The sequence below is a fragment of the Streptomyces sp. ADI95-17 genome, from assembly GCF_003846175.1.
GTDB classification, from domain to species: domain Bacteria; phylum Actinomycetota; class Actinomycetes; order Streptomycetales; family Streptomycetaceae; genus Streptomyces; species Streptomyces sanglieri.
Window position 1 is genome coordinate 493,944 of the sequence record NZ_ML123049.1, and the last position, 23,210, is coordinate 517,153.

Genomic DNA, 23,210 nt, shown 5'->3' on the forward strand with positions numbered 1-23,210 from the left:
CGCCCGGCGGCCGGCGGTCAGGTCCGGGCGATGCGCTGCGCCCGGGCCGCCCACCGGCCGTCCGTGCGGGAGATCTTCACCGGATGGCCGAAACAGTCGCTGACCCGGTCCGTGGTCAGTACCTCGTCCGCCGGACCCGAGGCCAGGCAGCGGCCGCCCCGCAGCAGCAGCGCATGCGTGGTGGAGGCGGGCAGCTCCTCCAGATGATGGGTGACCAGGACCGTCGCCAGCTCCGGATGCTCCTCGCGCAGCACGTCCAGGCTGTCGAGCAACTGCTCGCGCGCGGCGAGATCCAGACCGGTGGCCGGCTCGTCGAGCAGCAGCAGCCGGGGCTGCGGCATCAGGGCGCGGGCGATGAGCGTACGACCCCGCTCACCCTGCGACAGCGCGGGCCAGCGCGACCCCGACTTGCCGCCCATGCCCAGCATCTTCAGCAACCGTTCCGCCCGGTCCCGCTGCTCCTCGCTCACCGACCGGCGCGGCACCGGCTCGACCGAGTTGGTCAGACCGGTCAGCACCACCTCGTGCACCGACAGCGGGGAACGCAGCGGATGACGCGGATTGACATGCCCGAGCAGCGACCGCAGCTCCCGCAGATCGACCCGGCCGAGGGTACGCCCCAGCACCTCCACCGACCCCCGGGTGGGATGGTTCACCGCGCCGAGCAGTCCCAGCAGCGTGCTCTTCCCGGCACCGTTGGCGCCGAGCAGCGCCCAGTGTTCACCGCTCCGTACGGTCAGCGAGACCGAGTCGAGCAGCACCTTGCCTTCCCGTACGAGCGAGACGCCGTCGGCCAGGATCACCGGGACGGCGGCTCCGTCGACACCCGGCCCCGGTGCGGGAGCGGCGGCCGGGACGGGGAGGGCGGAGGTGACAGGGGCGGCGGAGGTGACAGGAACGGTGGTCACGTGCGGGTACTCCTCTTCATGCGGGTGCGAGCGCCTCCAGGCTGCTCAGGTCCTCGGCGGACAGCCGGATCTCCCGGGCCCCCAGGTTCTCCGTCAGATGAACGGTCGAACCGGTGCCCGGGGTCGGGCACAGCACGGGGGACCGGTGCAGCAGCCAGGCGAGGGCGATCTGCCCGCGGGTGGCACCGTGCCGATCGGCGATCCCGGCGAGAGCCGCTGCGGCATCGCCGGTCAGAGCGCCGTTGGCCAGCGGGAACCAGGGCAGAAAAGCCAGGCCGTGGGCCTCGCACACCTTCAGCACCGCGTCCGAGGAACGGTCGAGGAGATTGAACCGGTTCTGCACCGAGGCGATCCCGGTCAGGGAGAGAGCCTGCTCCAACTGGTCGGCGGTGAGGGTGTCCAGACCGATGTGCCGGATCTTACCTTCCTGCCGCAGCTCGTCCAGCGTGCCCAACTGGTCGGCCATGGGTACGTCCGGGTCCAGCCGGTGCAGTTGGTAGAGGTCGATCCGGTCCGTCCGCAGCCGCCGCAGACTGGCCTCGCACATCGCCCGCAACTGCTCCGGCCGCCCCGCGATGTGCCAGGCGGCGTCGCTCGTGCGCACCACCCCGCCCTTGGTCGCGATCACCAGACCGTCGCGGTACGGGTGGAGCGCCTCGGCGACGAGCTCCTCGGCCAGCCCCGGCCCGTAGTTGTCGGCGGTGTCGAAGAGCGTGACGCCCTGCTCGACGGCCGCCCGCAACACGGCCACGGCATCCTCCCGCTCGCCGCGCGGCCCCCAGTATCCGGGTCCGGTCAGCTGCGCGGTGCCGTAGCCGAGCCGGCGTACGGGCACCTCGCCGCCGAGCAGGAATGTTTCGTCGAGTGGCCGTGACATGGAGGACATCCCCCCATCCTAGGAGCGTGCTCCGTCCGCCAGGAGCGTGCCCCGTCCGGCTCAGGTGGTGACGGTGAGGATCGCCGAGCCGGTCGTCAGGTGGGCCGCGTTCTCGGCGTACACCCGGAAGTACAGCGTCCGGCCGGCCGCCAAGCGGAACGTGAACGAGTTGCTGTCCAGCAACGGTCCCGAGGCCCGGACGAAGCACGGCCCATCGGCAGTCGAGGGCCCGCTGCAACCCCCCTCGCGATACCCGGTCGTCACCGTGTCCGCAGGGTCCCTCGGATCCCACCGGACGGTCACCTGCTCGGTGGCCGCGTCATAGCTGTACGCCAACCCGGTCGGCGCCGGCGCCGCCGCGGCCCGCGTGATCCTGGCCGGCGCGGCCACCGCCGGAACGGTGGTGGCTCCAGCCGCCGCCACCAGCGCGACGAGTACCGCCGCTGTGCGGCGGGCGATTCGTACGCGGTCTCGCATGTTCCCTCCAGGATGCAGATCGGTCGGACCGACGGAACGGTACGAGCGCGGCCCGGAGCCCGGATGGCGGTGGACGGACGGCGTGATGGCGAACAGCTGAAGCTTTGCCGCGCCGGACCGGGACGCGGGAGCGCCCCGGTCCGGCGACGGGCTAAACGGCGGTCGGCCCGCCGGGCGGCCGCCAGCCGTTGGCCAGAATGTCGAAGACTTCCTCGATCGCGGCCCGGTGGTCCCGCTGCCCCTGGACGAGCACAGGAACCTCAAGAGCGAATCGGGCGAGTGTGACGCAGGCGAGGTTGCCGTGTTCCACCCCGAGCTCGTCGGCGATGGCCGCGCCGAGGGTGTCGGTGTGCCGGATCCACATGCGCTCGGCGTACGCGCGCAGCGCCGGCGTGGAGTCCACCAGGTGGTTGAACTCCTCCCTCTGCGGATGCGCGGCGATCGGCAGCCAGGTGTCCAGCACATGCTGGCGCAGGGCATCGAGAACGCTGTGGCCGGCGTCGCGTCGGCGTACCGCGGCGACCAGCTGTGCGTCCACGCTCTCCTCCTGGTCGAAGACGAGGGCTTCCTTTCCGGAGAAGTGCTTGAACACCGTGGTGGTCGACACGTCGGCCGCTTCGGCGATGTCCCGGATGCTCACGGCGTCGTAGCCGCGCTCCAGGAAGAGGCGGAGTGCGGCGTCGGCGATCGCTTGCCGGGTGGCCGCCTTCTTGCGTTCGCGGCGGCCAGTCGGGGGCTCGGTCATGGGGGGAGCCTAGCCGGTCGCGGATTCTGCAACCTAGTGGCTTACGAGGCTAAGTTTTCAAATTACACTTTTTTACACAGTCAACTTTCTGTTACGGTGAAGCGGCGGGCGCCACGCATGCCGACGGGTGCTGCGACATCGGCGGGCGCCACGCATGCCGGCGGGAGCTGCGGACGTCGGCCGACACCTCGCCGATCGCCTCGGGGCGCCGCCCAGGCCGCCCCGCTCTCCCGCACTCCTCGCTCACTTCACCGGTGAAAGGAACTCCCATGTCCTCTCCGAACCCCTCCCGTGCCCGGATCAGCATCATCGGGGCCGGTCCCGGCGGGCTGACCTGCGCCCGCATCCTCCAGCGGCACGGCATCACGGTCACCGTCCACGACCGCGACGCCGGCCCCGACTCCCGTGACCAGGGCGGCACGTTGGACCTGCACGCCGACAACGGGCAGATCGCCCTGCGCGCGGCCGGTCTGCTGGACGAGTTCTTCGCGCTGGCCCGTCCCGAGGGCCAGGAGATGCGCCGCATCGACCCGACGGGCACGATCACGACCCGCCAAGTCCCGGCGCCCGACGAGATGTTCAAGCCGGAAATCGACCGGGGACTGCTGCGCGGGATGCTGCTGGACTCCCTCGCGCCCGGCACCGTCCGGTGGGGCCGGGCGCTGGAGCGCGTCAGCGGGCCCGCCGAGGGGCCGCGGCGGCTGCACTTCGCCGACGGCACCATCGTCGAAACCGACCTGGTCGTGGGGGCCGACGGCGCGTTCTCCCGGGTCCGCCCGGCGGTTTCCCCGGCCACCCCCCAATACAGCGGGGTGAGCTTCCAGGAGGCGTGGTTCGACGACGTCGACAACCGGCACCCCGAGATCGCGGAACTGGTAGGCCAGGGCGGCGCCCACGCCGCCGACGGCGACCGCGGCATGTTCGCCCAGCGCAACGGCGGCAACCACATTCGCGTCTACCTCGTTCAGCGTGTCCCGGCCGACTGGATCCGGGCGAGCGGCCTGACACCCCAGGACACCGACGGCATCCGCTCCCTGCTCCTGGAACGCTTCGCCCACTGGTCGCCCCTCATGCGCCGGATGATCACCGACAACGACGGCCCCTACGTCAGCCGCCCGATCCTCGCCCTGCCCGTCCCGCACACCTGGGAGCACAACCCCACGGTGACCCTGCTCGGTGACGCCGCCCATCTGATGCCGCCGCTCGGCGTCGGCGTCAACCTCGCCATGCTCGACGCCGCCGACCTGGCCCTGGCCCTGGCCGACGCGGTCACCGTCGACGACGCCATCCACGTCTACGAGAAGGCCATGCTGCCCAGGTCGACCGGGACGGCCCAGATCCTTGAAGGCGGCGCGGAGCACCTGCTGACCATGGAGATGCCCGAATCGTCCTGACTCAAGAGGGTGTTGAGGCCCTGAGCCCGCCTCGGACAACTCCGCCGCGCAGTGGACGGCGTCCGTCAAGATCACGCGCGCCGAGCATCCCTAACGAGGGAAGTGTGCGCGCATAACCGCAGTTGGCTGGTGTGCACGCACACGCCATCCCTACGGTCGTCCGTACCCGACTCACTGGTTGCGACAGGGGCGTACCCGCGATGGCGAAGACGATGACGACCGAGGTGTACGAGGCCGACCCGTGCCGGCGGGCGCGAATCCGCCGGCCGAGAACCGAACACGGGCGCCACCCGGCCGCCAACCTCCACCGGGCCGACGCGCACCGCCTCCGTCCCGGCAGGCAGGCGATATCCACAGCCGACAGCATGACGGAACGTCTGCACTGCGTCTGTCTCTGCCACACCCACCCGCGAGAGAGGACGGCACCATGAAGTGTGCCAAATGCGGCAACCAGATGAGTCAGAACGTCGGCGGTTGGTGGACCTGCTGGGGCTGCGGAAACACCCAACCACCAGGATATACGGATGCCGATGAACTGCCCCTGGTGCAATCGGCAGCCGGGACCGTCCCCGGCAGGCCGGTGCCGGTGCGCCGGCTGCTCGTACGAGACCGGTGCCGACGCGTGGACGCTCCACCAGGAGCTGGTCGCCGAGCTGGAGGCCGACGAGAAGGCGTTCTTCGAGCGTGTGCAGCAGCGCACCGAACACCTGCGGTCGCTGGTGCCGGCCTGGCAGCGAACTCACTGGACACGGCCCCCGCTCGCGGCCGCTGATCACACCGACCCGCGTGCGGGCGGGTCCCGTCCCCGCCCGCACCCCGGCCCGTCGGCCGCGCAGTGACCTCCCCGGCCGGGCGGACGAGGCGGGGGCGGAGCGTGTCGCTTTTCTTCAAGCCGGGGGCCGAGGGCGGTCATAGCCTGGGCGGTATGAAGAACGAGCACGCGCACATGACCGAAGTCGCCGCCGAGGCGGCCCGAATCGCCCGGTCCATCAGCACCGAGCAGCTCGACGCGCCGAACACGCCCTGTGGTGACTGGGACGTGCGCGGGCTCGTCAACCACTGGGTGCTGTACACCTCCCACGGCCTGGAGCACCGGGCCCTGCGCAAGGACCTTCCGGAGGAGCTCACCACACGCGACTTCACCGCCGACGCCGACTGGGCGCAGCAGTACGCCGAGCAGCTGGACCGCGCCGTCGCCGCCTGGGCGGACCCGGCCGTCTGGGACGGGGAGGTCGACCTCGGGGGATCGGCCTCGCCGGCCGCCGAGATCGCCGCGATGCTCATCGAGGAGACCGCCCTGCACGGGTGGGACGTGGCCCGTGCCGTCGGGGAGGAGTTCCGGCTCTCCGACGAGGCGGCCGCCTATGTGCTCGGCGTCGTCGACAGCACCGCCGCGCTCTACCGGCAGTACGACGGCTTCGCCGACGAGGTGACGGTGCCCGCGTCGGCGTCGGTGTTCGAGCGGGCGCTGGCCCACAGCGGACGCGACCCGCACTGGACGGGAGCTGCCTGAGCACGGACGGTCCGGGGCGGTCGCCGGTCCTGCCGGTGGAGGAGCGGCGTGCCGGCGTCCAGGGGCTTGCGGCCGCCGACCGCCGGCGGCCCGGCGAGTCGGGGACCGCCCGGGTCTCGGCGGTGTCGCCGGTGAGGCGGTGCTCCGGTACCCGGCCGGCCGGGACGAGTACGCGGGGTCTGCGGCGCCACCACGGACGGGCGCTCGAAGTGGCCCAGCCGATCGAGTGGTGAATGGCCCGAAGGGTGGTGCCAATGCCTGGTTAGGGTCGGGGCATGAACACAACCGTCGACTTCTACTTCGACCCGGCATGCCCGTTCGCCTGGATCACCTCCCGCTGGATGCTGGAGGTCGAGCGGCAGCGCGACATCGATCTCCGCTTCCGTGTCATGAGCCTCTACCTGCACAACACCGGCAACGAACTACCCGACTGGTACCGGGACCTGGTCGACAGATCGATCGGCCCGGTGCGCGTCGCGGTCGCCGCGGCGGACGCCCACGGCGACGGTGTCCTGCGCGATCTCTACACCGCGATGGGCGTACGGATCCACCGGCAGAAGAACGAGGACTTCGACGAGGTGATCGCCGAGTCCCTCGCGGAGCTCGGGCTGCCCGCCTCGCTCGCCGGCGCCGCGCACTCGGAGGCGTACGACGAGGCGCTCCGGCGCAGCCATGACGCGGGCAAGGACCCGGAGGCGGACGCGTACGTCGGTACGCCCACGATCCATGTCGACGGGGCGGTGTGGTTCGGGCCCGTCCTGCGGGCGGCGCCGCGCGGCGAGGAGGCCGGGCGGCTCTTCGACAGTTTCCGGGTGCTCGCCGGGAGTCCGGACCTCTTCGAGATCAAGCGGACCCGTACGGGCAGTCTGGACGTGGGGTGAGCGGGAGCCGGGTCAGGCGGTGAGTGCCGCCGGCCGGGCGGCCGCGCAGCGGGCCCCGTCGTAGCGGGCCAGCAGCAGCCGGGCCAACTCCGGTGCGGGGCCCAGCACATCGGCCAGTACGTCCGCGCCCGACGCCCCTTCGGCGATCCGGTCCGGGAGCCGGCCGGGAGCGATGACGTACGGCGCCACCGCCACCCGGCGCACGCCTTCGGCCTGCAGGGCCCGTACCGCGTCCTCGGTACGGGGGAAGCCCGCGGGAGATGCGGCGGAGGCGAACGCAGGCCGCACGGAACACCAACCGGTGTGCCGCAGCTCCCGCGCGATTTCAGCGATCACTGCGATCGCCTCCGGGTCTGTGGAGCCCGCCGAGGCCAGGACGAGCCCGGTCGAGCTTCGGTCACCGGGACGGATCCCGGCTTCTCGCAGGCGCCGTTCCAGCGCCGCGTTCAGCAGCGGTGACGGACCGAGCACCTCGGCCTGCCGGACCCGCAGCCGGGGAAGTCCGGTCCGGGCCGCGCGCAGCACCGCCGGGATGTCGGACTTGGCGTGGAAGGCCCGGGTGAGCAGGAGGGGGAGTGCGATGACCTCCCGCGCCCCCTGTGCGGCCAGCCGCTCAAGGACCCTGGGCACCGATGGTGCGTTGAAGTCCAGGAAGCCCGTCTCCACGCGCAGCCCCGGCCGCAGCGACCGTACCCGCGCGGTGAGCGCGTGCACGGTCGCCGCGTGCCGTGGATCGCGGCTGCCGTGGGCGATGACGAGGAGTACCGGAGCGGTCATGGGCGTACTCAGTTCTTGACGAGGAGGCCGCGGCTGCGCAGCACCCACCGCTCCAGCGGACTGAAGATCAGCAGGTCGATCGCGATGCCGACGGTCAGGATCAGGATGATGGCGAGGAACACCATCGACATGCTGCTGGTCTCCCGGCCCTGTTCCAGCAACTGGCCCAGGCCCACGCCCAGATCGGGCGAGGAGGCGATGATCTCGGCGGCCATCAGCGAACGCCAGGAGAACGCCCAGCCCTGCTTCAGTCCCGCCAGATAGCCGGGCAGCGAGGCCGGCAGCACGATGTGCCAGGTGCCGCGCAGCCCGGTGGCGCCCAGCGTCCGGCCGGCCCGCAGATGCAGCGGCGGGATCTGGTCGACGCCCGAGACCAGGCCGTTGGCGATCGACGGGACCGCGCCCAGCAGGATCACCGCGAACATCATCCGGTCGTTGAGGCCCAGCCAGATCACCGCCGGCGGCACCCACGCCACCGAGGGCAGCGACTGGAGCCCGGAGAGCACCGGGCCGATCGCGGCGCGCACCAGCCTGACGCGCGACACCAGCAGTCCGAGCGGAGTGCCGATGACCAGCGCCAGCAGGAATCCCAGCAGCCCGCGCGAGACACTGGTCCAGATGAAGCCGAGCAGGGTGCCCTGCGCCCAGGCGTCGGTCACCTCGCCCCACACCAGGGACGGCGACGGCAGCTTGTAGTCGTCGGTGACCTTCGCCCAGATCAGGATCTGCCAGACGACGAGCACCAGGACCACGGCCACGACCGGCGGCAGCACCTTGCGCACCAGCACCTCGCGGACCGGGGTCCGGCTCACCCGCACCGCGTCGAGTGCGTCCAGCCCCGCCTCCAGGCCCGCCAGGTCCCGGGCGGTGTCCTTGGCGGCGGTCTCAGTGCTGGCCATGTCGGCGGATCTCCCCACGCAGTTCTTCGGTGATCTCCACGGACAGCTCGGCCACCGCGGTGTCCTCGATGCGGCGCGGCTGGTCGATGTCGACCGTCCACTCCCGGGCGACCCGGCCCGGCCGCGACGAGAGCAGGACGACCCGCTCGGCGAGCCGGACCGCCTCGCGCACGTTGTGCGTGACGAAGAGGACCGAGACGTTCGTCTCGCGCCAGATCCGGGTCAGCTCGTCGTGCAGCACGTCCCGGGTGATGGCGTCGAGAGCGGCGAACGGCTCGTCCATCAGCAGCAGTTGGCTGTCCTGGGCGAGCGCGCGGGCCATCGCCACCCGCTGCCGCATGCCGCCCGAGAGCTCATGCACCCGCTTCCCGTACGCCCCGCCGAGCCGTACGAGTTCGAGCAGCCGCTCCGCCTCGGTACGGCGGTCGGACTTGGGCACGCCGCGCAGCCGCAGCGCGAGTTCGATGTTCTTGCCCGCGGTCAGCCACGGGAACAGGGCGTGCTCCTGGAACATCAGGGCCGGCCGCCCGCCGGGGGTCTCGATGGACCCCGCGGTCGGGCGGTCCAGTCCGGCCACCAGGTTGAGCAGGGTCGACTTGCCGCATCCGGAGGCACCCAGGAGGGTGACGAACTCGCCGGGAGCGACATCGAGTGTGATGTCGTCCAGGACGAGCTGCTGCCCCTCCGGTCCGCCGAAGGACTTCGAGACGTGGGCGATGCGGGCGGCGTGCCCGACCGCCGTACGGTCCTCGGCCTTGGTGAGCGTGGTGGTCGCCATGGTCGTCACCTCCTGGGAATCCTGTTCGGGAGCCGGACGCTGCTACTTGACGCCGAGACCGGCGTCGGCGACCTCGGGCTTGCCCGCGGCCTTGAGGATCGCGTTCAGCGGCTTCAGGTCGTAGATGCCCGTCAGGTCCGGCTGCTCCAGCAGCCCGGCCTTCACCGCGTGCTTGGCCTCGGCGTCGAGCGTGGCGGCCAGCGGGTCGTCGATGAACTGGACGGACTTCCACGCCGGGTCGAGGATCTCGGCCGGCAGTTCCTTGCCGCTGAGCTCCTTGAGCGCGGTGTTGGCGGAGGCCTTCGCCTTGTCCGGGTTGGCGTTGATCCAGGCGTTGGTGGCGACCGTGCCGCGCAGCACCGCCTCGACGACGTCCTTGTGCTCGGCGAGGAACTTCTGCGACACGATGATGTTGGTGATCACGAACTTGTTGTCCGGCCACAGCGTCGACTCGTCGAGGAGTTCCTTGGCGCCCTGGGCGACCAGCTTGGACGCGGTCGGCTCGGGCACCCAGGCACCGTCGATGGATCCCGAACGGTAGGCGTCCGGCGTCACCTTGTTGTCCGTGCGGACCACCGAGACATCGCCCTTGCCGCTGTTGGCGTCGACCTTCCAGCCCTTCTCGGAGATCCAGTTGAGGAAGGCCACGTCCTGGGTGTTGCCGAGCTGCGGGGTGGCGATCTTCTTGCCCTTGAGGTCGTCCAGGGTCTTGATCTTCTTCGGGTTGACGACCAGCTTCACCCCGCCGGACGCCGAACCCCCGATGATCCGAAGGCTCTTGCCCTTGGACTTGGTGAAGCCGTTGATGGCGGGGGAGGGGCCGATGAAGCCGATGTCGATCGAGCCCGCGTTGAGCGCCTCGATCTCGGACGGACCCGCGTTGAACGTCGACGGCTTGACCGTGGTGGAGCCGAGCTCCTTGGCGATGATGCCTTCCTGGATGCCGACCAGGGCCGTGGCGTGGGTGAGGTTGGGGAAGTAGCCGATCTTCACGGTGTCCGTGGAGAGCTTCTTGCCGCCGACGGCGGCGTTCGCCCTGGTGTCGTCCTGCTTCGCCTCGGAGCCGTAGCCGCAGGCGGTGAGCGCGACGGCGAGCAGCGGCAGGGCGGTGACAGCGGCGAGACTGCGGCGCAGCGTGGAACGGGGGGCAGGCACGGGAGGTCTTCCTCTCGTTGGCCCGGTGCTCGCGTCCCTCGGTGCTTACGGGGACGCGGCCGGGAAGTCGGCAGGTCTTCGTCTGAACTGGCGGTGCGGGTGGTACGAGTGGGCGCGCAGGCGGTGCGCGTACGTCATCGCGCACATCGCGCGACCCCGCCCTGACCGCTGCCGAGGGCGCCGCTGCCGATGCGGCCGCCCTCCTTCGCGAACGTGGAGAAGATGTCGATGCTCATCAGAAGTCCCACTCCGCGTCGTCCGAGGCCGCCGCACCGGGCTCGGCCCCGGCCGCGGCGGCGAACGAGGCGCCCGCCATGCCGGCCGACAGCGTGGTGCCGTCCGCCGGGTCGATCAGCAGAAACGATCCGGTGCGCCGGGAGTCCGCGTACGCGTCGAGCGCGAGCGGCTCCGCGGTCCGGACGACGACCCGGCCGATGTCGTTGGCGACGAGCTGTCCGGGCGCCGGGTGCTGGGAGAGGTCGTCCAGCGTGAGGCGCGAGGGGATGTCCTTGACGATCGCCTTGACCGTGCGGGTGGTGTGCTTGAGCAGCACCCGCTGGCCGACGGAGAGCGGCTGGTCGGCGACGTGGCAGACGGTCGCCTCGACGTCCTTCGTGACGGCCGGCGCGTCGTCGGCCGGTGCGATCAGGTCGCCGCGCGAGATGTCGATGTCGTCGGCCAGCCGGACGGTCACCGACTGGGGTGCCCAGGCGATGTCCACGCTCTCGCCGAGCGCGTCGATCCCGGCGATCGTCGACGTACGGCCGGAGGGCAGTACGGTGACGGCCTCGCCCACCCGGAACGCGCCGGCGGCGATCTGGCCCGCGTAGCCCCGGTAGTCGGGGTGCTCGGCGGTCTGCGGCCGGATCACGTACTGGACGGGGAAACGGGCGTGGCAGGCGGTGAGGTCATGGCTGACCGGCACCGTCTCCAGGTGCTCCAGGACCGTCGGCCCGCCGTACCAGTCCATGTGCGCGGACGGCTCCACGACGTTGTCACCGGCCAGCGCGGAGATCGGGATCGCGGTGATCTCCGGGACGCCCAGCGACGCCGCGTACGCGGTGAACTCCTCGGCGATCGCGGCGAACACCGGCTCCGCGTAGTCGACCAGGTCCATCTTGTTGACGGCCAGCACCACGTGCGGCACCCGCAGCAGCGCCGCGACGGCGGCGTGCCGGCGGGTCTGCTCGACGACCCCGTTGCGGGCGTCGACCAGCACGACGGCCAGCTCGGCCGTCGAGGCGCCGGTCACCATGTTCCGGGTGTACTGAACATGCCCCGGGGTGTCGGCCAGGATGAACCGGCGGCGCGGCGTCGCGAAGTAGCGGTAGGCGACATCGATGGTGATGCCCTGCTCACGCTCGGCCCGCAGCCCGTCGGTCAGCAGCGCCAGGTCCGGCGCCTCCTGGCCCCGGCTGCGCGAGGCGTGCTCGACGGCCTCCAGCTGGTCGGTGAGGACCGACTTGGAATCGTGCAGCAGACGTCCCACGAGGGTGGACTTGCCGTCGTCGACGGACCCCGCGGTGGCGAACCGCAGCAGGGTGGTGGTCGACAACTGTTCCGCGTGCTGGATGTGCGTGGTCATTTAGAAGTACCCCTCGCGCTTGCGGTCTTCCATCGCGGCCTCGGACATCTTGTCGTCGGCACGCGTCGCGCCCCGCTCGGTGAGCCGGGAGGCGGCGATCTCGGTGATCACGTCGTCCAGCGTCGTCGCGTCCGAGTCGACGGCGCCGGTGCACGACATGTCGCCGACCGTGCGGTAGCGCACCTGCCGGGTCTCGACGCTCTCGTGTTCCTTGGGCCCGCCCCAGTCGCCGGCGGTGAGCCACATGCCGTTGCGGTTGAAGACCTCGCGCTCGTGGGCGAAGTAGATCTGCGGGAGCTCGATGCCCTCGCGGGCGATGTACTGCCAGACGTCCAGCTCGGTCCAGTTGGAGATCGGGAACACCCGGACGTGCTCACCGGGGGCGTGCCGGCCGTTGTACAGCTGCCACAGCTCGGGGCGCTGGCGGCGCGGATCCCACTGGGAGAACTCGTCACGCAGCGAGAAGACCCGCTCCTTGGCGCGCGCCTTCTCCTCGTCGCGGCGCCCGCCGCCGAACACGGCGTCGAAGCGGTGCTGCTGGATCGCCTCGGTCAGCGGCACGGTCTGCAACGGGTTGCGGGTGCCGTCCGGCCGCTCGCGGAGCTTCCCGGCGTCGATGTACTCCTGCACGGAGGCGACATGGAGCCGCAGCCCGTGCCGGGCCACCGTGCGGTCCCGGTACTCCAGCACCTCGGGGAAGTTGTGTCCGGTGTCCACGTGCAGCAGAGTGAACGGCACCGGCGCGGGCGCGAACGCCTTGAGCGCCAGATGCAGCATCACGATGGAGTCCTTGCCGCCGGAGAACAGGATCACCGGCCGCTCGAACTCGCCGGCCACCTCGCGGAAGATGTGCACGGCCTCGGACTCCAGGGAGTCCAGGTGGCTGAGTGCGTACGGATTGTCGGTGCCTTCCGGCACGGTCGCGACGGTCGTCATGCCGCACCCCTCTCGCTCAGCAGCGCGTACAGCTCCGCCGCGGACTCCTGCACGGTCTGCCGGTGCGACTCGATCCGCAGGTCGGGCGACTCGGGAGCCTCGTACGGGTCGTCGACCCCGGTCAGCCCGCTGATCTCGCCCGCCGCCTGCCTGGCGTAGAGCCCCTTCACATCGCGTTCGGAGCACACCTCGACCGGGGTCGCGACATGCACCTCCAGGTACGCGGTGCCCTCGCTCTGGTGCCGCTTGCGTACCGCGTCCCGGCTGTCCGCGTACGGGGCGATGACCGGGACCAGCACCTTCACGCCGTTGGCCGCCAGCAGCTCGGCGACGAAGCCGATCCGCTGGACGTTGGTGTGGCGGTCCTCGCGGGAGAAGCCGAGCCCCGCGGAGAGGAACTCCCGGATCTCGTCGCCGTCGAGCACCTCCACGCGGTGGCCCTCGCCGCGCAGCCGCCCGGCGAGTTCGTACGCGATGGTGGTCTTGCCCGCGCTCGGCAGACCGGTCAGCCAGATGGTGGCTCCCGTCTCCGTCACGCTCATCGAAGTCTCCTGATCAGTCGTCATCAGCCGTGCAGCCCGCACTCGGTCTTGCCCCGGCCGGCCCAGCGCCCGGCCCGCGCGTCCTCGCCCTCCAGCACCCGGCGGGTGCAGGGCGCGCAGCCCACGGAGGCGTAACCGTCCATCAGTAGTGGGTTGGTGAGTACGCCGTGCTCCGCGACGTACGCGTCGACGTCGTCCTGCGTCCAGCGGGCGATCGGCGAGACCTTCACCTTCTGCCGCTTCGCGTCCCAGCCGACGACCGGGGTGTTCGCCCGGGTGGGGGACTCGTCGCGGCGCAGCCCGGTCGCCCAGGCCGTGTATCCGGTCAGGCCCTCCTGGAGCGGCTCGACCTTGCGCAGCGCGCAGCACAGGTCGGGGTCGCGGTCGTGCAGCCTCGGTCCGTACTCGGCGTCCTGCTCGGCCACCGTCTGCCGGGGCGTGAGGGTGATGACACGGACGTCCATCACCGCCTCGACCGCGTCACGGGTGCCGATCGTCTCCGGGAAGTGGTAGCCGGTGTCGAGGAAGACCACGTCCACGCCGGGGAAGACGCGCGAGGCGAGATGGGCGACGACCGCGTCCTCCATGGAGGAGGTGACGCAGAACTTTCCGCCGAAGGTGTCGGCGGCCCACTTCAGGATCTCCGTCGCGGAGGCGTCCTCCAGCTCCCGGCCGGCCCGGGCGGCCAGGGTCTCCAGGTCCTCGGTCTGCAGAGTGTCCGTCATATCCCGTCCCCTTCGACGTCGTTGCGCTGCAGTCCCCGGGTCAGCAGACCCAGGAACTTGAGCTGGAACGCGCGGTTGCAGGAGGCACATTCCCAGGCGCCGTGGCCGCTCTCGTGCGGACGCAGGTCCTCGTCCCCGCAGTACGGGCAGTAGAACGGTGCGGCGCGTTCGCTCACGACAGCGACTCCGCGCCGGCCCGCGCCGCCCAGGTCGCGAAGCGCTCGCCGTCCTCGCGCTCCGCCAGGTAGTGGCCCAGGACCCGCTCCACGTAGTCGGGCAGCTCGGCCGAAGTGACCTTCAGGCCACGGACCTTGCGGCCGAACCCGGCCTCCAGTCCCAGGGCGCCGCCCAGGTGCACCTGATAGCCCTCGACCTGGTTGCCGTCGTCGTCCAGGACCAGCTGGCCCTTGAGGCCGATGTCGGCGGTCTGGATGCGGGCGCACGCGTTGGGGCAGCCATTGATGTTGATGGTGAGCGGCTCGTCGAACTCCGGCAGGCGGCGCTCCAGTTCGTCGATCAGCGCGGCGCCGCGCGCCTTCGTCTCGACGATCGCCAGCTTGCAGAACTCGATGCCGGTGCAGGCCATCGTGCCGCGCCGGAACGGCGAGGGCCGCACCTGGAAGTCGAGCGCCTCCAGGCCGGAGACCAGGGAGTCCACCTGGTCCTGCGCCACATCGAGGATGATCATCTTCTGCTCGACGGTGGTGCGCAGCCGGTCCGAGCCGTGCGCCGCCGCGAGGTCGGCGATCTTGGCGAGCGTGGAGCCGTCCACCCGGCCGACCCGGGGGGCGAAGCCGACGTAGTAGCGGCCGTCCTGCTGCTGGTGCACGCCCACGTGGTCGCGCCAGCGGCTGCTGGGCTGCTCGGGCGCGGGGCCGTCGGTCAGCGGGCGCTTCAGGTACTCGTCCTCCAGCACCTGGCGGAACTTCGCCGGGCCCCAGTCGGCCATCAGGAACTTCAGCCGGGCGCGGTTGCGCAGCCGCCGGTATCCGTAGTCGCGGAAGATGCCGACGACCCCGGCCCAGACGTCCGGAACCTCGTCCAGCGGCACCCACGCGCCCAGCCGCTCGGCGAGCCGCGGGTTGGTGGAGAGCCCGCCGCCGACCCAGACGTCGAAGCCCGGACCGTGCTCGGGGTGGACCACGCCGACGAACGCGATGTCGTTGATCTCGTGGACCACGTCCTGCACCGGCGAGCCGGAGATCGCGGTCTTGAACTTGCGCGGCAGGTTGGAGAATTCCTTGTTGCCGATGTACCGGTCGTGGATCTCGTCGACGGCGGGCGTGCCGTCGATGATCTCGTCGGAGGCGATGCCGGCCACGGGGGAGCCGATGATCACGCGGGGGCAGTCGCCGCACGCCTCGGTGGTGGAGAGCCCGACGGCCTCCAGCTTCTCCCAGATCGCCGGGACGTCCTCGATGCGGATCCAGTGCAGCTGGATGTTCTGCCGGTCGGTGATGTCCGCGGTGCCGCGCGCGTACTCCTGCGAGATCTCGCCGATCACCCGCAGCTGTGCGGTGGTCAGCCGGCCGCCGTCGATCCGGACCCGCAGCATGAAGTACTTGTCGTCCAGCTCCTCCGGCTCCAGGACCGCGGTCTTGCCGCCATCGATCCCGGGCTTGCGCTGGGTGTAGAGACCCCACCAGCGCATCCGGCCGCGGAGATCATTGGGGTCGATCGAGTCGAAACCGCGCTTGGAGTAGATCGTCTCAATGCGTGTCCGCACATTGAGACCGTCGTCGTCCTTCTTGAACTGCTCATTGCCGTTGAGCGGAGTGTGGTGCCCCACGGCCCACTGGCCTTCGCCACGGTGGCGTCCGGCCTTGCGGCGGGGCGTGGTGGTCGCAGGCTGTTCCGGGGTAGCGGCCATGACGGTACGTCCTTCGGGACTGCAGGAGGGCGGCTCTGAACTGCACACTCGCGCTGAGGCGCGGCGGTGCGCAGGGGTTTTGCAGAGAAAAGGGGATCGCGGCGGTGCTGGGACTCTCAGCTCGCCGGACAGATGGCGCTGGACACGCGGCCGAGGTCGACGTGGCGTCGACTCACCAAGGCAATTCCAGTTCCAGACATGACGGAAGCGTGGCACGCGAATCTCGGGCCAGTCCACCACTATCCAAGATGTGGACGAGAGTGTCCCGCTATGCGAGATGGTGTGGTGCTCGTCACTGGAGCGGCCCGGACCGGCCTGCCCGTAATGGCCGCAATCCCCCTGCATGTCACCTACATGTCACCGAAGGCGGAGGGTGGCCCTCCGCCGTGCTACCGCCCGGAGCCCGGCCACGGACCCGGCGTCTCCACCTCCGGCTCCAGCTCCACCTTCGTGTCGAAGAGCCGGAAGCCGCGCCGCAGATAGTTGTCCATGGCGTGCGGGCCGTCCTTGGAGCAGGTGTGCAGCCACACCCGCTTCGTCGGCGTCCGCTCCGGCCAGCGCTCCGCCAGGTCCCAGGCGCGGGCGACCCCGTACGAGAGGAGATGACCGCCGATCCGGCGCCCCCGGAAGGCCGGAATCAGCCCGAAGTACATGATCTCGACCGCGCCCTCGTCCTGCGGGTCCAGCTCCAGGTAACCCGCCGGGGTGCCGTTCTCGTACGCCACCCAGGTCTCGGCCCCCTGCCGGTCCAGGGCCTCCTGCCACTGCGCGTACGTCATACCGAGCCGGTCCGTCCACCGGATGTCGCCGCCGACCGCCGTATAGAGGAACCGGCTGAACTCGGGAAGCGGAATCTCGGACCGCACGATCCGCACATCGCCCTCCGGGGCCGCGGCGGGCCGCAGATCGTCGGGGGAGGTCTGTTCCAGGGACCATATGGTCACTTCGGTGGTGGCGGCAGCGCTGGGTACGGGGTTGCTCATGGCTGCCAGGGAACCACGCCCCGCCGCCTGAGCCAAAGCCGGTCCCGATCCACGGACAGCGAGCCCGCGGACCGAACGGGACCGGATCCGGAACGCGACGGCCCTCAGCCGGGCGTGCGTGCCCTGACCACCACCGGAGCCGTCGAGTGCGGCAGCAGATCGGCCGGCTGTTCCGGGTGGATCACCTCCACCTCGACGTCCTCACCGAAGCGGTACGGGCGGTGCGCGAGCACCTGGGCGAGATGGCGGCGCATCCGGGAGATCTCCGCCCGCACCGTCACCGTCCGGGTCGCGTCGCCGAAGATGTCCTGCGCCAGCTCGGACGCCGTACGCCCCTCCGGATGCAGCGCCAGGGCGTACAGCAGCTCCGCGTGGCGCGGCGAGAGCCGCTGCGTCCAGGTGCCCACCGCACCCACCACATTGACCGTGAGACCGCGCGGCCGGCTCAGATCCAGCACCACCCGCTGCGGCGCCCCGTCCGAAGGCCCCTCCGAGACCTGGATCAGCCAGCCGCCCGGCAGCGGCTCGACCCGGCACATGCCGAGAGACGGCAGCCACACCCGGCCCGGACGTAACGACTTGGGCAGCGGCAGCCGGTCGACCGGCGGCATCCCGGTCACCGCGGCCAGCCAGCCGTGGGTGTCCACCGCCAGGGCCCGGCCGCCCAGCCGGCACACCAGCGGCGCCGCCACCGAGCGCAGCCGGTCGATCGCCTGCAGATGCCGGTTCCTGATCTCGCTCTCCGCCAGCCTGGCGACCGAACTGACCAGGGCGAGCGTCGTCGGATGAAACGTGGAAGCGGGGCCGCTCATGTCGACGATGCCCATCATCTTCCCGTCGCGCGGGTCACGGACCGGGGCCGCCGCACACGTCCAGTTGTGCAGCGTGCGGACGAAGTGCTCCGAGGAATGGACCTGCACCGGGACACGGGAGACCAGCGCCGTACCGATCGCGTTCGTCCCCGTGCTCTCCTCCGCCCAGGCCGCGCCCTCCGCCAGACAGACGTCGTCCGCCCGGCGCAGCACCCCCGCGTTGCCCCGGCGCCACAGCACCCGGCACTCCACATCGGTGACCACCACGATCTGCTGGGCGGCGTCCGCCAGGGCGACCAGACCGTCGTCCAGCAGCGGCATCACCTCGCCCAGCGTCGAGCTCCGGCGCCGGTGCTCGATCTCGTCCACATCGAGCAGCAGGCTCTCGGTCGACTGGTCCGGGTCGATGCCGCTGCGCAGCACCCGGTCCCACGAGGCACCGATCTCGGCCCGCGGGGCGACCGCCGGGCGGCCACCGGCCAGCGCGGCCTCCCTGGCCCGGTGAATCGCACGGGTGGCCCCCGCGGTCTGCGGGACAGCAGGCCGGGGCACCCCGGAGGCGCTGGTCTCCACTCTCGTTTCCCCCCACATGCCAGGGCCGACTCGACGATCCACGGCCCCATCCTGCCGCCGCGAGGGGCCCGGTACCGCGCACTCCGCACAATGGTTGCAACCCTTTGCAACTCTGGCGAGAGGGGGCGGGTCCGTACGAGAGTGGTGGAACACCGCGCGGCGGAGCCCGTGTTCCATCGTCCGGTGTGCACAGCATGGAGGGTGGTGCCGTGTCGGCGCAGCACCACCCTCCGATGCTGCCCACGGGGCGGCTCTCAGTGTGCGACGGGCCGCGCCCGTTCGACGACCGACGCCAGATCGAGCGTGTGCGGCAGCGTCCCGAAGGCCGCGCCCCGATCCCCGCCCAGCCGTGACGCGCAGAACGCGTCGGCCACCTCCGGCGGCGCCCACCGCACCAGCAGCGACCCCTGGAGCACCAGCGCCATCCGCTCCGCGAGACGGCGGGCCCGCGCCTCGATCCCGTCCAGATCGGCCAGCTCCGTCAGCATGTCCCTGATCGCCCGGTCCAGCCGGTGATCGGCCCCGCGCGCCCTGCCGACCTCCTGGAGGAACGCGTTCAGCGCCATCGGCTCACGCTGCAGCGCCCGGAGCACATCCAGCGCCTGTACGTTCCCGGCGCCCTCCCAGATGGAGTTGAGCGGCGCCTCGCGCAGCAGCCGGGGCAGCCCGGACTCCTCGACGTAACCGTTGCCGCCCAGACACTCCAGCGCCTCGCCCACCACCGGCGTACACCGCTTGGTCACCCAGTACTTCGCCGCGGGCACCGCGATCCGCAGGAAGGCCCGCTCGCTCTCCGACCCGTCGTCGTACGCCGCCGCCAGCCGCATCGCCAGCACCGTCGCGGCCTCCGACTCCAGCGCCAGATCGGCCAGCACATTGCGCATCAGCGGCTTCTCGACCAGCACCCCGCCGAACGCGCTGCGGTACGTGCAGTGGTGGATCGCCTGCGCCACCGCCTGCCGCATCAGCGCCGCGGAACCGACCACACAGTCCAGCCGGGTCGCCGCCACCATCTCGATGATGGTGCGCACCCCGCGCCCCTCCTCACCGACCCGGCGCGCCCAGCTGCCGTCGAACTCGACCTCGGCCGAGGCGTTCGACCGGTTGCCCAGCTTGTCCTTGAGCCGCTGGATCGCGAACGGGTTGCGGGTGCCGTCGGGCAGCACCCGGGGCAGCAGAAAGCACGTCAGACCGCCGGGCGCCTGCGCCAGCACCAGGAAGCCGTCGGACATGGGCGCCGAACAGAACCACTTGTGCCCGGTGAGCAGATACTCGCCCGCCGCGGCCAGCGGCTCGGCCCGGGTCGTGTTCGCCTGCACGTCCGTGCCGCCCTGCTTCTCCGTCATCCCCATCCCGAGGAGCGCACCGGCCTTCCGCGCGGCGGGCCGCAGCCCCTGCTCGTACACCGCAGAGGTGAGCAGCGGCTCCCACTCGGCGGCCAGCTCCGGATCGGTGCGCAGCGCGGGCACCGCCGCGTGCGTCATCGACAGCGGGCAGCCGTGCCCCGCCTCGGGCTGCGTCCACACCAGAAGACCGGCCGCCCGCCGCAGATGGCCGGCGGGCCGGCCCCAGGCACCGGTCAGGCCCGCGCCGACCGCGTGGCCGAGCAGCCGGTGCCAGGCCGGATGGAACTCGACCTCGTCGATCCGATGCCCGTACCGGTCGTGCGAACGCAGCACCGGCGGATTCGCGTTCGCCTGCGCACCCCACTCCTGTACCTGGGCGGAGCCCGCGGCGCGGCCCAGCTCACCTAGTTCGCCCCGGACTTCGGCCAGTAGTTCGGGTGGCGTGTGACGTTGCACGGCCTCGGTGAGTGCCCGGTCGGTGCCGAAGACGTCGTAGCCGGTCAGCGGCGGTACCTGGTTGGACACGGTGTGGGTGGTGGCTGCCATGCCGATACGGTAAGGATGTGCAGGCAGCAAATGAAACACCCGAGCGGCCACCGGGCCGGCTCCACCGGGCCCGAGTCCTCTACCGCAACGTATCCAAGCGGCAGATGGCCTGGCGGTTGCTCAAGGACACCGTCAACTCGTGCATGGAGTACCGCATTCTCGGGCTCGCCGCCGAGGCGGCGTTCTTCACCCTGCTGTCCCTGCCACCCCTGCTCCTCGGCCTGATCGGACTGCTCGGATACGTCGACGAGTGGACCAGCACCACCACGGTCGCCTCCATCGAGCGCAACATCCTCAACGCCGCGCAGACCGTGCTCAGCGAGCGGGGCGTCAACGACTTCGCCAAGCCGCTGCTGGCGGACGTCTCCACCGGCGCCCGGCCCGACGTCATCTCGATCGGCTTCGCGATCGCGCTCTGGTCGGGCTCCCGCGCGGTCAATGTCTTCATCGACACGATCACCGTGATGTACGGCCTCGACGGCCAGCGCGGCATCGTCAAGACGCGGCTGCTCGCCTTCCTGCTGTACGTCGTCGCGCTGCTGCTCGGCGCCGTCGTGCTCCCGCTGCTGGTCGTCGGCCCCGACCGGGTCGTGGAGTTCGTACCCTGGGGCACCGAGCTCATAAGCGTCCTTTACTGGCCGCTGGTGATCCTGCTGTCGATCGCGTTCCTGACGACGCTCTACCACGTGTCGGTGCCGGTCCGTTCGCCGTGGATCGAGGACATGCCGGGCGCGCTGGTCGCACTGGCGATGTGGGTGCTCGGCAGCTTCCTGCTCCGGATCTACCTCACCAGTACGGTCGAGGGCCCCACGATCTACGGCTCGTTGGCGGCCCCGATCGCCGTGCTGCTGTGGATCGGCATCTCCGCGTTCGCGGTCCTGGTCGGCGCGGCGGTGAACGCGGCCATCGACCGGGTCTGGCCCTCGCTGGCGACCGCCGCCGCCCGTGCGGCGAACGACCGGGTACGGGCGGCCCAGGCGGCGGAGCTGGTCGCCCGGACGCAGGCGGAGAACCAGGAGTACTGGGACGACGACGATGACGATGACGACGACGGGAGCGACGTCGGCGACAGCCCCTACATGCCCTCAGAGTTCCCGGAGCGCTGGTCGAAGTTCCTGCCGCCGGACGACGTGAAGTCCAGGCTCCAACCGAGCCGCGACAAGGAGCTGGAAAAGCCGGACCCGGAGAAGCCGGACCCGGAGAAACGGGACGAGGAGTCCGGCGACTGAGCGGCTCCTACGGCGCGGGCGCGGGTGCGGGCACAGGTGCGGGCGCCGCGGGCGAGGGCGCCGGAACGGTCGGATCCGCCGGAGCCGCAGGTACCGGCGGAGTAGCGGGCGCCGCCGGTGTCGCGCCGGGGGACCAGGACAGCTTGACCGTCAGATGCCCCTCGACCGCGCTCTTGGCGATCACCGCGCCGGCCTCCGCCGTGATCTTCACCCCGAATTCCAGCTCCACCCCGTCCGGCTTCAGGGCGCCGTCCCGGAACACCGCCAGGGCGGACTCCGCCGCCGACCGGATCCCCGTCAGCGCACTGTCGAACGTACGCCCGGCTCTGGCCAGGGTGTTGTCGTCGCCCAGCGCCACCAGCTGCGCGCCCTGCGTGTGCCGGTCGACCTCGACCGTGACCGTCGCGCCGCTCTCGGTGGTGAACTCCATCAGTGCCGTCATGACCGTCCCCGGGAAGCTGATTCCGTTCGCCGACGAGATTAGCGTGTGAGGCATGGGCGACAGGTACGAAGAGCGGACGTCGCGGTTCGAGGGCGCGATCGTCTGGACGCTGAGCATGCCGGAGGGATCGGTCCGTCCGGTGCTGCCCGACGGCTGCATGGACCTGCTCTGGATCGGTGGACGGCTGCTCGTCGCGGGCCCCGACACCCGCGCCGCGACGCCGTCCGCCCCGGCCGGCGGACGGTGCGCCGGCATCCGGTTCGCGCCCGGCACGGCCCCCGCGCTGCTCGGGGTGGCGGCGGACGAACTGCGCGACCGCCGCGTCGAACTCTCGGACCTGTGGCCGGGAGACCGGGTGCGGGTACTCACCGAGCAGCTCGCCGAGGCCCGCGACCCGGCTGCCGCACTGGAGGACATCGCGCTGCGCCGGGCGGCCGGGACCGCACCGCCGGACCCGCTGATGCGGTACGTCGCCGGCCGGCTCGACGCCGGATGGTCCGTCGCGGACACCGCACACCGGGCCGGTCTGGGCGCCCGCCAGCTGCACCGCCGTTCGCTCGCGGCCTTCGGCTACGGGCCGAAGACGCTCGCCCGGGTCCTGCGCCTGCAGCGCGCGCTGGCCCTCGCCCGGTCCGGGACGCCGTACGCCGAGGCGGCGGTCGAGGCGGGCTGCACCGACCAGGCCCATCTCGCCCGGGAGATGCGCGACCTGGCCGGTACCACCCTGACCGCCCACCTGGCCCGCTAGGCCCGGGGCCAGGTTCCAGCCGTCGAGGTCTGTCGCCTCAGCCGTTGGCGGCGAACAACGACACCGCGCAGCCGTCCGGGTCGAGGACCGTCGCGTAACGCTGCCCCCACACCGCGTCCCACGGCTTCAGATGCCCCCGGTACCCCGCGCCGGTCAGGTCGTCGTACACCGCGTCCACCTCCGCCGGGCTGTCGCACAGGAAGGCCAGTGAGAGACGGTCCCCGCCGGTCGGCGCGGTCCATCCGGGGTCGAACGAGCGCACGACCTCCTCGGTGTCCCACAGCAGCCGCTGTCCGCCCGGGAGTGTCACTTCGACATGGGGTGCGGATTCCGCTCCGGCTGGGATGTCGAGGCCGAGCCGGCGGTAGAAGGTGAGCGATCCGGCCAGATCCGCCGTGACGATGCCGATCGCGTCCATGCGTGGAGTCATGCTCCGACCGTATGCCGGACCCCGGCGCGGGTCTTGTAC

General features: G+C 71.3%; 26 protein-coding genes. 6 read left to right on the forward strand and 20 right to left on the reverse strand.

Translation table 11 applies throughout. The features are described 5' to 3' along the window. Window positions 1-17 precede the first annotated feature (17 nt). The 4 genes from EES42_RS28955 to EES42_RS28970 all read right to left on the reverse strand — a co-directional run bounded on the left by EES42_RS28955 (window position 18) and on the right by EES42_RS28970 (window position 3,007). Window positions 18-803, reverse strand: coding sequence for an ABC transporter ATP-binding protein (locus EES42_RS28955; RefSeq protein WP_124721562.1), 786 nt, complete (start codon window positions 801-803; stop codon window positions 18-20). A 121-nt stretch (window positions 804-924) separates the two neighbouring features. Then, window positions 925-1,794: an aldo/keto reductase gene (locus EES42_RS28960; protein ID WP_124721222.1), complete on the reverse strand. Its 870-nt coding sequence runs from the start codon at window positions 1,792-1,794 to the stop codon at window positions 925-927. A 51-nt stretch (window positions 1,795-1,845) separates the two neighbouring features. Next, window positions 1,846-2,262: a fibronectin type III domain-containing protein gene (locus tag EES42_RS28965; protein ID WP_124721223.1), complete on the reverse strand. Its 417-nt coding sequence runs from the start codon at window positions 2,260-2,262 to the stop codon at window positions 1,846-1,848. Window positions 2,263-2,413: 151 nt separating this feature from the next. Then, window positions 2,414-3,007 carry a TetR/AcrR family transcriptional regulator gene (locus EES42_RS28970; protein ID WP_124721224.1) on the reverse strand — a complete coding sequence of 198 codons (594 nt, stop codon included), beginning with the start codon at window positions 3,005-3,007 and terminating at the stop codon, window positions 2,414-2,416. A gap of 269 nt (window positions 3,008-3,276) precedes the next feature. On the opposite strand from EES42_RS28970, the gene EES42_RS28975 reads away from it, so the two are divergent. The 4 genes from EES42_RS28975 (at window position 3,277) to EES42_RS28990 (ending at window position 6,795) form a co-directional block, all read left to right on the forward strand. Next, window positions 3,277-4,401, forward strand: a complete 1,125-nt coding sequence (locus EES42_RS28975) for an FAD-dependent oxidoreductase (protein WP_124721225.1) — start codon at window positions 3,277-3,279, stop codon at window positions 4,399-4,401. A gap of 524 nt (window positions 4,402-4,925) precedes the next feature. Continuing rightward, entirely contained in the window at window positions 4,926-5,240 is a 315-nt protein-coding gene (locus EES42_RS28980; protein WP_124721226.1) for a helix-turn-helix domain-containing protein, read from the forward strand. Between the two features lie 86 nt (window positions 5,241-5,326). Continuing rightward, a complete protein-coding gene (locus tag EES42_RS28985) occupies window positions 5,327-5,914 on the forward strand; it encodes a TIGR03086 family metal-binding protein (RefSeq protein WP_124721227.1) in 588 nt (195 codons plus the stop codon). Between the two features lie 275 nt (window positions 5,915-6,189). Then, window positions 6,190-6,795, forward strand: coding sequence for a mycothiol-dependent nitroreductase Rv2466c family protein (locus EES42_RS28990; protein ID WP_124721228.1), 606 nt, complete (start codon window positions 6,190-6,192; stop codon window positions 6,793-6,795). Window positions 6,796-6,807: 12 nt separating this feature from the next. On the opposite strand, the gene EES42_RS28995 is transcribed toward EES42_RS28990, so the two are convergent. The 14 genes from EES42_RS28995 to EES42_RS29055 all read right to left on the reverse strand — a co-directional run bounded on the left by EES42_RS28995 (window position 6,808) and on the right by EES42_RS29055 (window position 20,322). Then, on the reverse strand, window positions 6,808-7,572 hold the full coding sequence (locus EES42_RS28995; RefSeq protein ID WP_124721229.1) for a sirohydrochlorin chelatase: 765 nt from the start codon (window positions 7,570-7,572) through the stop codon (window positions 6,808-6,810). 8 nt (window positions 7,573-7,580) lie between these two features. After that, window positions 7,581-8,471 (reverse strand): ABC transporter permease, encoded by an 891-nt coding sequence (locus tag EES42_RS29000; protein WP_124721230.1) that lies wholly within the window; start codon window positions 8,469-8,471, stop codon window positions 7,581-7,583. After that, complete coding sequence (locus tag EES42_RS29005) at window positions 8,458-9,249, reverse strand: ABC transporter ATP-binding protein (protein ID WP_124721231.1); 792 nt, start codon at window positions 9,247-9,249, stop codon at window positions 8,458-8,460. The genes EES42_RS29000 and EES42_RS29005 overlap by 14 nt, the downstream gene beginning before the upstream one ends. A 42-nt stretch (window positions 9,250-9,291) precedes the next feature. Next, window positions 9,292-10,404, reverse strand: a complete 1,113-nt coding sequence (locus tag EES42_RS29010; RefSeq protein ID WP_124721232.1) for an aliphatic sulfonate ABC transporter substrate-binding protein — start codon at window positions 10,402-10,404, stop codon at window positions 9,292-9,294. Between the two features lie 235 nt (window positions 10,405-10,639). Further along, window positions 10,640-11,989 carry a sulfate adenylyltransferase subunit 1 gene (locus tag EES42_RS29015; RefSeq protein WP_124721233.1) on the reverse strand — a complete coding sequence of 450 codons (1,350 nt, stop codon included), beginning with the start codon at window positions 11,987-11,989 and terminating at the stop codon, window positions 10,640-10,642. After that, a complete protein-coding gene (gene cysD, locus EES42_RS29020; protein ID WP_124721234.1) occupies window positions 11,990-12,925 on the reverse strand; it encodes a sulfate adenylyltransferase subunit CysD in 936 nt (311 codons plus the stop codon). It lies immediately after the preceding gene. After that, a complete protein-coding gene (gene cysC / locus EES42_RS29025) occupies window positions 12,922-13,491 on the reverse strand; it encodes an adenylyl-sulfate kinase (RefSeq protein WP_124721235.1) in 570 nt (189 codons plus the stop codon). Before cysC ends, cysD begins: the two co-directional genes overlap by 4 nt. Further along, window positions 13,491-14,192 carry a phosphoadenylyl-sulfate reductase gene (locus EES42_RS29030; protein WP_124721236.1) on the reverse strand — a complete coding sequence of 234 codons (702 nt, stop codon included), beginning with the start codon at window positions 14,190-14,192 and terminating at the stop codon, window positions 13,491-13,493. The genes cysC and EES42_RS29030 overlap by 1 nt, the downstream gene beginning before the upstream one ends. Further along, window positions 14,189-14,368 carry a hypothetical protein gene (locus EES42_RS29035; protein ID WP_124721237.1) on the reverse strand — a complete coding sequence of 60 codons (180 nt, stop codon included), beginning with the start codon at window positions 14,366-14,368 and terminating at the stop codon, window positions 14,189-14,191. The genes EES42_RS29030 and EES42_RS29035 overlap by 4 nt, the downstream gene beginning before the upstream one ends. Then, on the reverse strand, window positions 14,365-16,062 hold the full coding sequence (locus EES42_RS29040; protein WP_124721238.1) for a nitrite/sulfite reductase: 1,698 nt from the start codon (window positions 16,060-16,062) through the stop codon (window positions 14,365-14,367). Before EES42_RS29040 ends, EES42_RS29035 begins: the two co-directional genes overlap by 4 nt. A gap of 116 nt (window positions 16,063-16,178) precedes the next feature. Beyond that, window positions 16,179-16,262: a putative leader peptide gene (locus EES42_RS47635; RefSeq protein ID WP_311203059.1), complete on the reverse strand. Its 84-nt coding sequence runs from the start codon at window positions 16,260-16,262 to the stop codon at window positions 16,179-16,181. A gap of 189 nt (window positions 16,263-16,451) precedes the next feature. Continuing rightward, complete coding sequence (locus EES42_RS29045) at window positions 16,452-17,045, reverse strand: GNAT family N-acetyltransferase (protein ID WP_124721239.1); 594 nt, start codon at window positions 17,043-17,045, stop codon at window positions 16,452-16,454. A gap of 104 nt (window positions 17,046-17,149) precedes the next feature. Continuing rightward, window positions 17,150-18,430: a GAF domain-containing protein gene (locus EES42_RS29050; RefSeq protein WP_241196640.1), complete on the reverse strand. Its 1,281-nt coding sequence runs from the start codon at window positions 18,428-18,430 to the stop codon at window positions 17,150-17,152. 254 nt (window positions 18,431-18,684) lie between these two features. Continuing rightward, the gene (locus EES42_RS29055) at window positions 18,685-20,322 is read right to left on the reverse strand and encodes an acyl-CoA dehydrogenase family protein (protein WP_124721240.1); all 1,638 of its coding nucleotides are present in this window, start codon (window positions 20,320-20,322) and stop codon (window positions 18,685-18,687) included. Window positions 20,323-20,339: 17 nt separating this feature from the next. On the opposite strand from EES42_RS29055, the gene EES42_RS29060 reads away from it, so the two are divergent. After that, window positions 20,340-21,551 (forward strand): YihY/virulence factor BrkB family protein, encoded by a 1,212-nt coding sequence (locus EES42_RS29060; RefSeq protein ID WP_241196641.1) that lies wholly within the window; start codon window positions 20,340-20,342, stop codon window positions 21,549-21,551. A gap of 7 nt (window positions 21,552-21,558) precedes the next feature. Here EES42_RS29060 and EES42_RS29065 read toward each other — a convergent pair whose 3' ends face one another. After that, complete coding sequence (locus EES42_RS29065) at window positions 21,559-21,993, reverse strand: CU044_2847 family protein (protein ID WP_241196680.1); 435 nt, start codon at window positions 21,991-21,993, stop codon at window positions 21,559-21,561. A gap of 52 nt (window positions 21,994-22,045) precedes the next feature. Between EES42_RS29065 and EES42_RS29070 the strand changes: the two genes are divergently transcribed. Further along, window positions 22,046-22,741, forward strand: a complete 696-nt coding sequence (locus EES42_RS29070; RefSeq protein ID WP_124721241.1) for a DUF6597 domain-containing transcriptional factor — start codon at window positions 22,046-22,048, stop codon at window positions 22,739-22,741. Window positions 22,742-22,778: 37 nt separating this feature from the next. On the opposite strand, the gene EES42_RS29075 is transcribed toward EES42_RS29070, so the two are convergent. Next, complete coding sequence (locus EES42_RS29075) at window positions 22,779-23,171, reverse strand: VOC family protein (protein WP_124721242.1); 393 nt, start codon at window positions 23,169-23,171, stop codon at window positions 22,779-22,781. Between the last annotated feature and the right edge of the window lie 39 nt (window positions 23,172-23,210).

Bases quoted from the DNA above. Each gene is read 5' to 3' on its own strand.
- EES42_RS28960 (WP_124721222.1), bottom strand. From the start codon at position 1,794: ATGTCCTCCATGTCACGGCCACTCGACGAAACATTCCTGCTCGGCGGC.
- EES42_RS29000 (WP_124721230.1), bottom strand. From the start codon at position 8,471: ATGGCCAGCACTGAGACCGCCGCCAAGGACACCGCCCGGGACCTGGCG.
- EES42_RS29075 (WP_124721242.1), bottom strand. From the start codon at position 23,171: ATGACTCCACGCATGGACGCGATCGGCATCGTCACGGCGGATCTGGCC.
- EES42_RS47635 (WP_311203059.1), bottom strand. From the start codon at position 16,262: ATGTCTGGAACTGGAATTGCCTTGGTGAGTCGACGCCACGTCGACCTC.
- EES42_RS28965 (WP_124721223.1), bottom strand. From the start codon at position 2,262: ATGCGAGACCGCGTACGAATCGCCCGCCGCACAGCGGCGGTACTCGTC.
- EES42_RS29055 (WP_124721240.1), bottom strand. From the start codon at position 20,322: ATGGCAGCCACCACCCACACCGTGTCCAACCAGGTACCGCCGCTGACC.
- cysD (WP_124721234.1), bottom strand. From the start codon at position 12,925: ATGACGACCGTCGCGACCGTGCCGGAAGGCACCGACAATCCGTACGCA.
- EES42_RS28990 (WP_124721228.1), top strand. From the start codon at position 6,190: ATGAACACAACCGTCGACTTCTACTTCGACCCGGCATGCCCGTTCGCC.
- EES42_RS29030 (WP_124721236.1), bottom strand. From the start codon at position 14,192: ATGACGGACACTCTGCAGACCGAGGACCTGGAGACCCTGGCCGCCCGG.
- EES42_RS29040 (WP_124721238.1), bottom strand. From the start codon at position 16,062: ATGGCCGCTACCCCGGAACAGCCTGCGACCACCACGCCCCGCCGCAAG.
- EES42_RS28985 (WP_124721227.1), top strand. From the start codon at position 5,327: ATGAAGAACGAGCACGCGCACATGACCGAAGTCGCCGCCGAGGCGGCC.
- EES42_RS29065 (WP_241196680.1), bottom strand. From the start codon at position 21,993: ATGACGGCACTGATGGAGTTCACCACCGAGAGCGGCGCGACGGTCACG.
- EES42_RS28975 (WP_124721225.1), top strand. From the start codon at position 3,277: ATGTCCTCTCCGAACCCCTCCCGTGCCCGGATCAGCATCATCGGGGCC.
- EES42_RS29015 (WP_124721233.1), bottom strand. From the start codon at position 11,989: ATGACCACGCACATCCAGCACGCGGAACAGTTGTCGACCACCACCCTG.
- EES42_RS29070 (WP_124721241.1), top strand. From the start codon at position 22,046: ATGGGCGACAGGTACGAAGAGCGGACGTCGCGGTTCGAGGGCGCGATC.
- EES42_RS29045 (WP_124721239.1), bottom strand. From the start codon at position 17,045: ATGAGCAACCCCGTACCCAGCGCTGCCGCCACCACCGAAGTGACCATA.
- cysC (WP_124721235.1), bottom strand. From the start codon at position 13,491: ATGACGACTGATCAGGAGACTTCGATGAGCGTGACGGAGACGGGAGCC.
- EES42_RS28995 (WP_124721229.1), bottom strand. From the start codon at position 7,572: ATGACCGCTCCGGTACTCCTCGTCATCGCCCACGGCAGCCGCGATCCA.
- EES42_RS28970 (WP_124721224.1), bottom strand. From the start codon at position 3,007: ATGACCGAGCCCCCGACTGGCCGCCGCGAACGCAAGAAGGCGGCCACC.
- EES42_RS29005 (WP_124721231.1), bottom strand. From the start codon at position 9,249: ATGGCGACCACCACGCTCACCAAGGCCGAGGACCGTACGGCGGTCGGG.
- EES42_RS28980 (WP_124721226.1), top strand. From the start codon at position 4,926: ATGCCGATGAACTGCCCCTGGTGCAATCGGCAGCCGGGACCGTCCCCG.